11 protein-coding genes are annotated in these 7108 nt (G+C 64.5%); 5 read left to right on the plus strand and 6 right to left on the minus strand.

Annotated features, from left to right (window positions below; genetic code table 11):
• Window positions 1-96: 96 nt before the first annotated feature.
• The 4 genes from JQ604_RS37040 to JQ604_RS37055 all read left to right on the plus strand — a co-directional run bounded on the left by JQ604_RS37040 (window position 97) and on the right by JQ604_RS37055 (window position 3544).
• The gene (locus JQ604_RS37040; protein ID WP_212365679.1) at window positions 97-1656 is read left to right on the plus strand and encodes a serine hydrolase domain-containing protein; all 1560 of its coding nucleotides are present in this window, start codon (window positions 97-99) and stop codon (window positions 1654-1656) included.
• A 102-nt stretch (window positions 1657-1758) separates the two neighbouring features.
• On the plus strand, window positions 1759-1959 hold the full coding sequence (locus JQ604_RS37045; protein WP_212365680.1) for a hypothetical protein: 201 nt from the start codon (window positions 1759-1761) through the stop codon (window positions 1957-1959).
• A gap of 172 nt (window positions 1960-2131) precedes the next feature.
• Window positions 2132-2653 (plus strand): DUF1993 domain-containing protein, encoded by a 522-nt coding sequence (locus JQ604_RS37050; protein WP_212365681.1) that lies wholly within the window; start codon window positions 2132-2134, stop codon window positions 2651-2653.
• Window positions 2654-2671: 18 nt separating this feature from the next.
• Entirely contained in the window at window positions 2672-3544 is an 873-nt protein-coding gene (locus JQ604_RS37055) for an SDR family oxidoreductase (protein WP_212365682.1), read from the plus strand.
• A gap of 5 nt (window positions 3545-3549) precedes the next feature.
• Here JQ604_RS37055 and JQ604_RS37060 read toward each other — a convergent pair whose 3' ends face one another.
• The 6 genes from JQ604_RS37060 to pdxY form a co-directional block, all read right to left on the minus strand.
• Entirely contained in the window at window positions 3550-3783 is a 234-nt protein-coding gene (locus JQ604_RS37060) for a hypothetical protein (RefSeq protein ID WP_212365683.1), read from the minus strand.
• A gap of 110 nt (window positions 3784-3893) precedes the next feature.
• A complete protein-coding gene (locus JQ604_RS37065; protein WP_212365684.1) occupies window positions 3894-4127 on the minus strand; it encodes a DUF6894 family protein in 234 nt (77 codons plus the stop codon).
• A 317-nt stretch (window positions 4128-4444) separates the two neighbouring features.
• Window positions 4445-4609, minus strand: a complete 165-nt coding sequence (locus JQ604_RS37070; RefSeq protein ID WP_212365685.1) for a hypothetical protein — start codon at window positions 4607-4609, stop codon at window positions 4445-4447.
• Between the two features lie 9 nt (window positions 4610-4618).
• Window positions 4619-4849 (minus strand): DUF6894 family protein, encoded by a 231-nt coding sequence (locus tag JQ604_RS37075; RefSeq protein ID WP_212365686.1) that lies wholly within the window; start codon window positions 4847-4849, stop codon window positions 4619-4621.
• Between the two features lie 143 nt (window positions 4850-4992).
• A complete protein-coding gene (locus JQ604_RS37080; RefSeq protein WP_212365687.1) occupies window positions 4993-5337 on the minus strand; it encodes a tRNA-binding protein in 345 nt (114 codons plus the stop codon).
• Window positions 5334-6206, minus strand: a complete 873-nt coding sequence (gene pdxY, locus JQ604_RS37085) for a pyridoxal kinase PdxY (RefSeq protein ID WP_212365688.1) — start codon at window positions 6204-6206, stop codon at window positions 5334-5336. The genes JQ604_RS37080 and pdxY overlap by 4 nt, the downstream gene beginning before the upstream one ends.
• A gap of 109 nt (window positions 6207-6315) precedes the next feature.
• On the opposite strand from pdxY, the gene JQ604_RS37090 reads away from it, so the two are divergent.
• Window positions 6316-6585 carry a hypothetical protein gene (locus JQ604_RS37090; protein WP_212365689.1) on the plus strand — a complete coding sequence of 90 codons (270 nt, stop codon included), beginning with the start codon at window positions 6316-6318 and terminating at the stop codon, window positions 6583-6585.
• Window positions 6586-7108 lie beyond the last annotated feature (523 nt).

Raw genomic sequence — 7108 nt, forward strand, 5'->3', positions numbered from 1 at the left:
TTTTGTCGCCGCCACCGGCTTCGGAGGCAGGACCAATCTCGTTGACAGAATGATCCGCCAACATAACCTCTGCTGGCTTTTTCCGGAGGTGCTGCCGTGAGCCATCATAACGAACAAGAATACGGCCTTTCACCGCGACCCTCGCGACGTGCGGCGCTGCAACTGTTGCTCGGCGGTGCCGCAGTCGTGGTGACGCCAGGCGGCCTTTCTTCGGCGCGGGCGGAGACGGCCTTTGCAGACGGGCTCTCGCGCGGTCGGCCGGAGGAGCAGGGCATCGCGCCGTCGGCGATCCTCAATTTCCTCGATGAGGTCGATCGCCAAGGCTATGAGCTGCACAGCTTCATGCTGTGGCGCAACGGGCAGGTGGTGGCCGAGGGGTGGTGGCAGCCTTATCGTGCCGAGCGCAGTCACATGATGCACTCGCTGACCAAGAGCGTCACCGCCTGCGCGGTCGGTCTTGCGATTGCCGACGGGCGCTTCGGTGTGCAGGACAAGGCCATCTCGTTTTTCAAGGACAAGCTGCCGTCCGATGTCGACGACAAGCTTGCTGCGATGACGGTCGAGGACCTCCTGACCATGCGCACCGGCCATGCCTCGATGACGTCGGGTTCGGCGTGGCGGCCGATCAAGACCAGCTGGGTCGCCGAGTTCTTCAAGATCCCCGTTGTCCATCAGCCCGGCACGAAATGGGTCTACACCTCGGCTGCGACCTATCTGCTCTCGGCGATCGTGACCAAGACCACGGGAGAGGCCGTCGCCGATTATCTGAAGCCGCGGCTGTTCGCGCCGCTCGGCATCAGCGGCCATGAATGGCCGGTGGGACCGGAAGGCATCTCGCCGGGTGCCAACGGCCTGAGCTGGAAAACCGTGGATTGCCTCAAGCTCGGCATCCTGCATGCGCAGAAAGGGCAGTGGAACGGCAAGCAGGTGCTGCCCGCGGACTGGGTCGCCGCCGTGCAATACCCGCACGTCAAGGACACCTATGGCTATCAATGGTGGCTTGGCCCGGAGGGGACGTTCTACGCCGACGGGTTGTTCGATCAGCTCAGCTTCGTATTTCCCGGGCATAACGCGGTGCTGGCGATCACCGCCGGGATCCCGCCCGGCAGCCGTTTCGGCAAGATGGTCTTCCGCCATTTCCCGGCGATGTTTTCCGGGGCGTTGGCGAAGAGCGACGCCGATGCGGGCGAACTGAAGATGCGCACCGCGAATCTGCACTTGCTGCCGCCGTTCATGCCGGCGTCATCACCGGTCGCTGCTCAGATCTCGGGCAAGACCTGGCAGATGCCGGAAAATGGCGACGGTATCAAGTCGGTGAAGCTGAGCTTTGACGACAGGCACTGCACCTTCACGATGGACGACAATCGCGGCACCCACACCATCGAGGTCGGCCTCGATGCGCCGCTCGAGGGCACCACGACCATGACCGGAAACAGGCTGCATCACGAGTACCAGCCGGATGTCATGCGCGTGGTCGCAAGCGGCGTTTGGCGCGATGTGCGGACCTTCGCGATGACCTGGACTTTTGTCGAGTCGGCGTTCCGCGATACCGTGACCTGCACCTTCGAGGGCGCGCAGATGCGGCTTGCGCGCAGCGTCAACGTCAACTCTTCGGCGCTTGACATGCCGACGCTGCTCGGCAAGGCGCAGGCGTAATCCTGGCGGCAGGCGATTCCTTTCGTCGCTCTCCATCAAATTGTCACGCTCTCGGCGAATTGCGGCCAATACCTGTTGGCATCTCAGCCTTTGGGTGGGTGGATGGACAAAGGGGATCAGGAATTGGCCTACAAGATGATCGCAGAACGCGAGAACCAGACGGTCAGGGTCGAACGCGAGAGTTCATTCATCATTGTCGCGAAGGCGCGGATCTGGGCCAGTGAAGGCTGGCAGGTCGTGATCACCGACAAGGACGGCAAATCGTACCAGCCGGCGGAATTCGACAAGCTGCTGGCTGCGTGAGTTGAGAAGGGCGGGTTAGCGGTAGCGTAACCCGCCTCTTTGTATCGGCGCATGACGCTGTCGCTCATGCGGCTATCATGGTGCCCCGACGGCTGCCGCTTGCCTTCCCCGGAAATTCCGGGAACTGTATCGCCGCAAGCAGCAAGACCATTTCCGTCAGGGGAGTTTCGCCATGGCCTTTTCGCTCTACGATGCGACCGTCGCCAACTACCTGCAGATCCTCGGTGCGGTCTCCGGCTTCCTCGACAAGGGTCTCGCCCATTTCAAGGAGAAGGGCGTCGATCCCGCCGAGATCGTCGAGACGCGGCTGTTTCCGGACATGCTGCCGTTCCGCTTCCAGGTCGTCTCGCTCGCGCATCATTCGCGCGGCGCGATGGAGGCTGCGAAAAACGGCGTGTTCGTGCCGCCCTCCGGCAAACCCGATCTCGATTATGCCGCGCTGCAGGCGCTGGTGACGGAGGCGCGCAACGAGTTGTCCGGCCTGACGCCTGACGCCGTCAACGCGTTGGTCGGCCGTGACGTGACCTTCAAGTTCGGCGATCACGCGCTGCCGTTCACGGCGGAGGGCTTTCTGATGTCGTTCTCGCTGCCGAACTTCTTCTTCCACTCGGCGACCGCCTACGACATCCTCCGCCACAAGGGCGCGCCGCTTGGCAAGCGCGACTTCATGGGGCGGCTCAATCTGAAAAAGTAGGACGGAGCGTTCGATCCGATGAAGCTGCTGGTGTTCGGCTTCGGCTATTCGGCGGAAGCCATCGCTGAACGCGCGCGCGTCTCGGGGGCTGAGATCGTAGCGACGGTGCAGACGGCGGCCAAAGCCGAGCAGCTCGCGCGAAGCGGCATCCGCGCAAGGTTATTTTCGGACGAGGCCAGCGATCCCGCGATCGGAGACGAGATCGCCGATAGCGACGCGATCCTGGTCTCGGTCCCGCCGGATGCGCGTGGCGATCGCGTGCTTGCGCGCTTTACCGATGCGATCGCGGCGGCGCCGTCTTTGCGCTGGATCGGCTATCTCTCGACCGTCGGCGTCTACGGCGATCACGCCGGCGACTGGGTCGACGAGACGACGCCGGTCGCGCCGCGCGAGGGGCGTTCGACGATCAGGGCGGCGGCGGAGCGGGCGTGGCTCGATTTCGGTGCCGCCCACGACAAGGCCGTGCATCTGTTCCGGCTCGCCGGCATCTACGGCCCCGGCCGCAACCAGCTCGCGCAACTGGCGGCCGGCACCGCGCGCCGCATCGTCAAGCCCGGCCAGGTCTTCAACCGCATCCATGTCGCCGATATCGCCGCTGTCGTTGCGGCCTCGCTGGAGCGTCCGCGCGCCGGCGCCATCTACAATGTCTGCGACAACGAGCCCGCGCCGCCGCAGGACGTCGTCGGCTTTGCCGCGCAACTCTGCGGCATCGCTCCGCCGCCGGAGCTTCCGTTCGAGGAGGCCGAACTGACGCCGATGGGGCGGAGCTTCTATGGCGAGCACAAGCGGGTGCGCAACGAGCTGGTCCGGCGCGAGCTCGGCGTGGCGCTACGCTATCCGACCTACCGCGAAGGATTGACCGCGCTCCGCGCCGGCGGCGAGGGGCCGTGACCGGATCACGCGTGGCGATCGCGCCCGCGCCATAGCCAACGAGCGAGAGCAACCATAGCGCTGATCGCGGCGGCGAGGGTAGCGAGCAGGAAGGTGATACCCGCGGCCATGATGCCGTCGATGACGAAATCCTGCGCGGCTTCGTCGCCGTTGATGCGCTGGATCAGCAGCGCGGCGATGGCGACGACACTGAGCGTGCCCGCGAGCACGGCCGCGAAGATCAGCAGACGGGTCGTCACAGGGCGTTGCATCGTCCACACGACTTGACCGGAGACGCGCCGCGCTTGCGCGGCTTACCGCCTGTAGTGTCGTCGTGCGACGGACGGGTTCACGCCATCCGCTGCGTTACCTACGCCGTGGCCCAGGCCGGCACCGGATCGAGCGGGGTGCGGTAGAGCTCGTTGTTGTCGCTGTCGGTGACGCGCACCGCGCAGCCCCTGGCCTTGAGCTCCGGCTTGACCTGCGACAGCTCGCTCGCGAGCTGCACCGCGCGATCGGAGGCGACGTGCAGGTTCTCGAGGATGATGCTGCCTTGCGGCTTGACGTCTTCGCCGACAACCAAATCAAACGTGTAGTACGGCATTCGGAAGCTCCTCGTTCCGCTATGCACTGCATGGTAACACTGAGTCGACAAATCCCGAACACATGCAGCGCGCAAGCTTTGTGCGATTGACGCAAAAATAGTGAACAGCACTCCGTAGTATTCCGGTGCGAGCGACGCATGTGCATGATTGCGTGCGAAGGTCGCAGCGTGGGATGCAGTTCATGCCCATGTCGTTAAGATTTTATTAAACTTGTGGCGATGAACTCGACATCGCGATTTGCAGTGGAACCGGACGTCTCGAGCCGGCAGCTGCAAGAGAGGGCCGGCGGCGTAACGCCCGACGGCCTTTTCTCTTTTCAGGAGTCGCGCTGGTGCTTGGCGCGCCATTTCGGCCCCGGACCGCGCATGTAGTGCAGTTCCGGCCGATAGGGATCGCCGACATTGTCGATCAGCGCCTGGCAGTGCGTGATGATCGCGGTGAGGCGGCGCAGCGGCAGCATCGATGTGAGGGCGATCAGCATGGCGGCCTCTCAGTGCAACTGGCCGAGGAGGGACGAAAACGGCACCACGAACAGCTCGTCGCCGAGATCGTCGGTGACGTGCACCGCCCAGTCGCGCCAGTCTTCCGCGCTCGGCGTCATGATCATGGTGTGCACCATGCGCTCGGCATGGGCGCGGGCCTCCGCGAGATCCATCGCGACGCCGGAGCGATCGATCAGGACGTGCTGGTCGGTGGAGCAGTGGAAATAGACCTCTCGCATCTTCCGTCTCCTGGGGCATCGGCGAATCGAGCGATGACCACAAAATTACCAGCGCCGGAGAGTCCCGAGAATCCGGATGATCCCCCATCGGAAAGTTACGGGGTTTGCAGACAATTTGAATCACGGCGGCGTGATGCAGGGCCTCAGAAGATCGGCTCGCCGACCGCAACCTCGCTGCGCGGACCGAGCACGATAACGCGTCCATCAGCGTCCCTGGCGCCGAGAATCAGCAACTCGGAGGTGAAGCCCGCGATGTTCTTGGCTCCGAGATTGCAGACGCAGACCACCAGCGAGCCGATCAGCGCGGCCGGTTCGTAATTGGTGATCTGCGCGCTCGACCACATGATGCGCTCTGCGCCGACGTCGACGCCGACCTTGTACGAGGGATTGCGCGCCCGCGGAAACGGCTGCACGTCGACGACCTTGCCGATGCGGATGTCGAGGCGGGCGAAGTCGTCATAGGCGGCGATCGGCTTTAGCTGCGTCATGTCGATGGTTTGCCTTCAGCAGTCAGCGGGATGGATTCGAATCTGCGCGGCGGTTCCACCAGCGCATCGCCGCTTTCGATGATGCGCATCTCCCCGGTGCCGCGGAGCGCGGTGCGCTCCAGCACGGCGAAGATGGCCGAGGCGGCGTGGCTGAGGGCGTCCGGTGTGGGAGCGCCGGACGCGTAAGCTGCGGTGAGCAACCCCGCGAAGAGGTCGCCGGTACCGGACGGGCTGATCGGCAGTCGTGGCGTGCGTACGCGCCAGGCATGGTCGCGCTCGATCGCCAGCGTCTCGATTGTGTCAGGCGGCGTATCGGTGAGCTCGGCGCTGGTGACGATGATGGTCGACGGCCCCTTCGCCATGAGCCCGTGCGCCGCCGCAATTACCGCATCGGAGGTTTGCGCCGGCCCGCCGCACAGCCATTCGAACTCGAAATGATTGGGCGTGATCACGTCGGCGAGGGGGCACAAGCGATCGCGCACCAGCGGCGGGATCTCGGCATGCACGAACAGGCCGCGATCGCGATCGCCGAGCACGGGATCGCAGGCATAGCGCAGCGCCGGATGACCGGCCTTCGCGCGGGCGACGAAGTCGGCGACCGCGGCGCCGATTGCAGGCGAGCCGAGGTAGCCCGAGAGGATCATCGTCGCATCCGCGACCACGCCGCGCTCCTCGATCCCGCGCAGGAGGTCGGCGACGAGCTCGGCCTCAAGCACGCGGCCGCGGATCGTGGCGTAGCCCGGGCGGTTGCTGAGCAGCGTGGTCGGCACCGCCACCACGTCGATGCCGTGCCGCTGCATCGGGAACAATGCCGCGCTGTTGCCGACATGGCCGTAGGCGACCTGGGACTGGATCGAGATGACGGTCATGTGGCGGCCAACTCCATTCTCACAAAATTGTGCGATGCGGCATAAAGACTGTTGCGTTGCAGCAAGGCGACTATTACCTCGTCATTTCAATCCTATCGAGGAGACTACCGTGAAGAAATACTCGCTGTCCGCTGCCGCCGCTGCCATGCTCGCGGGCTCGTTTGCGACCGCTGCCGGTGCTGCAGAGCTGCCCGCTTACGAGAAGGCGGGTCTGCCGATCTCGGCCGTGCAGGTCCAGGCCCTCGGCGCCGCCGATGTCGCCGAGCAGGCGCAGGTTGGAACCGCCGCCACTCCGCATCAGCTCGCCGTGCTCGCGCCGCGCCACAAGGTGACGGCTGCGACGGTGAAGAACGAGACGGTCGGGCGCGCAACCCGCTGATGAGCACAACCGTCATTGCCTGCAACAAACGCGAAGCGTTTGTGCAAGGGAGCGAAGCGACGAAGCTCGTGTCCGCATGTGCTGCGCGATGGGTTGCTTCCGCCTTCGCCAAGGCTTCGGCGGACAAGTCGCTTCGCTCGCAATGACGGGGCTCATTTGGAATCAAGTTCCGATGAGGATGTGAGAGCGCATTCTCGCGACATGTTCTGTCCGAGTTTTCCATCTCGTTTCACCCTCGCTCGATAGCGAGGGCGCAGGGAAGACCGGGTGCACGCCGCACCCGCGGTCTCGCGCGCATTGTGCACAGAAGAAAGTGCGCGCACGAGCATACAGGTTCGGCGGAGGCATCCGGCCTTCCCTGCGCGATGGCTTTACGGCTTATAAGTGCTCGCCCTGGTGAGACTCTGCGTTTGTGCCACCATCATCCGCGATCGGCTTTGGACCTTTCGCGTGCTTGCCACCTGCATCGGGGCGGCAGGCCCACACGACTTCACCGTCCGCCTTGCGCACACACGCCTGTCGC

This window comes from Bradyrhizobium jicamae, assembly GCF_018130695.1.
GTDB classification, from domain to species: Bacteria; Pseudomonadota; Alphaproteobacteria; order Rhizobiales; family Xanthobacteraceae; genus Bradyrhizobium; species Bradyrhizobium jicamae_B.